Source organism: Kitasatospora sp. NPDC088346, assembly GCF_044740765.1.
In the GTDB taxonomy this organism is placed as follows: domain Bacteria; phylum Actinomycetota; class Actinomycetes; order Streptomycetales; family Streptomycetaceae; genus Kitasatospora.
This window is the reverse complement of sequence record NZ_JBIURH010000162.1, coordinates 1-2,102: the sequence shown is the minus strand read 5'-3', so window position 1 is coordinate 2,102 and position 2,102 is coordinate 1. Positions and strand designations below refer to the sequence as shown.

The window sequence follows — 2,102 nt, the reverse complement described above, 5'->3', positions numbered from 1 at the left end:
GCGGCATTGGAAGTGGTCAACTGAGTGCGCAGCGGGTCTCCTTGAACGAGCCGGGTCTCGACAACCACGTCTCTACCGAGGAGCCCGCTCTTTCATGCCCACCGCGCCACCAGCACCTGTGTGCGAGGCATCACCCACCCGAGATAGCCGAACGCCAATCGCTTCACCACCACGCTCTGACTCCTTGTTGATCCGCGAGCTCCGAGCTCTGGTGCAGAGAGGGGCCCCTGGGACGCGCTGGTGTCATGAACGGCTACTGAGATGGCGGACCGAAGAGTCCTGGGATTAGGACGCCGCGTGACCCGCATGTGCTCGTGACCTGCGAAAACAGGCAACGTTGGGAGAGTCGGTTGAAGATCTTCTGCGGTATCGACTGGGCCGAATCGCATCACGACGTCGCCTTGGTCGGCGACACCGGTGAGCTGGTGGCCAAGCGCCGGATCACCGACGACGCGGCCGGCTACCGGCTGCTGCTGGACCTGCTCGCCGAGCACGGCGATACCCCGGCGGAGCCGATTCCGGTGGCGATCGAGACCAGCCGAGGTCTGCTGGTCGCTGTCCTGCGCACCGGAAATCGGCGGGTGTTCGCGATCAACCCACTCGCCGCCGCCCGCTACCGGGACCGGCACGGCGTCTCACGCAAGAAGTCCGACCCGGGCGACGCCCTGGTCCTGGCGAACATCCTACGTACCGACATGCCCATGCACCGCCCCCTGCCCGCCGACTCCGACCAGGGCCGAGCCGTCACCGTCTTGGCTCGCGCCCAACAGGATGCAGTCTGGAACCGGCAGCAGCTCGGCAACCAGATCCGTTCGCTGCTGCGCGAGTACTTCCCCGCTGCCCTGGATGCCTTCCAGAGCAAGTACGGCGGTCTGGCCCGGCCGGACGCCCGGGCTGTGCTCAAGGCGGCGCCGACCCCGGCAAGGGCTGGGAAGCTCTCCCTGGCCCAGCTGCGGGCCGCGCTCAAGCGCGCCGGTCGCCAGCGCGGTGTCGACGCCGAGGCCGAACGGCTCCGCGAGGTCTTCCGAGCGGAGCACGCCCGCCATCCCGAACCGGTCGAGGACGCCTTCGGCCACCAGTTGCTTGCCCTGCTGAAGCAGTTCGACGCCGCCTGCCAGGCCGGGGACGACCTTGCCGAGGCCGTCGAGGCTGCCTTCCGCGAGCACCCCGACGCCGAGATATACCTCAGCTTTCCCGGTCTCGGTGTCCAGCTCGCCGCCCGGGTCCTGGCGGAGATCGGCGACGACCGCACCCGCTTCGCCGACGCCCGTGGTCTCAAGGCCTACGCCGGCTCCGCACCCATCACCAGGGCCTCCGGCAAGAAGAGCTACATCGGCCGACGTATGGTGAAGAACGACCGGCTCATGCACGCCGGATTCCTCTGGGCCTTCTCCTCGCTCCGAGCCTCACCCGGTGCCGATGCCCACTACCGCCGCCGACGCGACCACGGAGACTGGCACGCCGGCGCACAGCGCAACCTCCTCAACCGTCTGCTGGGCCAACTCTTCCACTGCCTCCAGAAGCGGCAGCTGTTCGACGAACACCACGCCTTCACCTCCCCTGCTACCTCGTCAATCACGGCTGCGGCTTGACGCCCTAACCACCTGAGATGTCTTCCGCTTCCTGAAGCAGACCCTCGGCTGGACCCGCCCGAAACTGCGTGAACCCTCCGCGGCCGACCGCTGGACTCGCCTGCCCGGGTTCGACGTAATTCGAGGGTTCTGGAGGGCCTGGCGGGCTGAAGGCGCAGGTCATCGTGCTGCGGATGGCGCGAACGGTCGAAAGTGCCTAGAGACGCGACTTTCCTGATTCGCCTGCGCTGGCCTGCCACTTCGTCCTATCGTCTGGAGCCGTGTACGTGAAGACGACGAAGCGGGAGAACAAGTCCGGGACGGTCCGGTACCTGCATCTGGCCCACAACGAGTGGGATCCGGTGAAGGGGCGGGCGGTGCCGAAGGTGCTGTTCACCTTCGGCCGCGAGGACGAGCTGGACCGCGACGCGGTCAAGCGCCTGGTCGCGTCTCTATCGAAGCTGCTGGAACCGGGTGACGCGCTGGCCGCGACGGCGGCGTCGGACCTGGAGTTCACCTGCTCGGTGCCGT

The 2,102-nt window shown here is 67.6% G+C and carries 1 protein-coding gene and 1 pseudogene; both read left to right on the top strand.

All coding sequences use genetic code 11. The features are described from left to right. Positions 1-308: 308 nt before the first annotated feature. Positions 309-1,592, top strand: coding sequence for an IS110 family transposase (locus tag ACIOFR_RS42145; RefSeq protein ID WP_401006124.1), 1,284 nt, complete (start codon positions 309-311; stop codon positions 1,590-1,592). A gap of 266 nt (positions 1,593-1,858) precedes the next feature. Continuing rightward, positions 1,859-2,102: pseudogene (locus ACIOFR_RS42140) on the top strand (transposase); the annotation flags it as partial.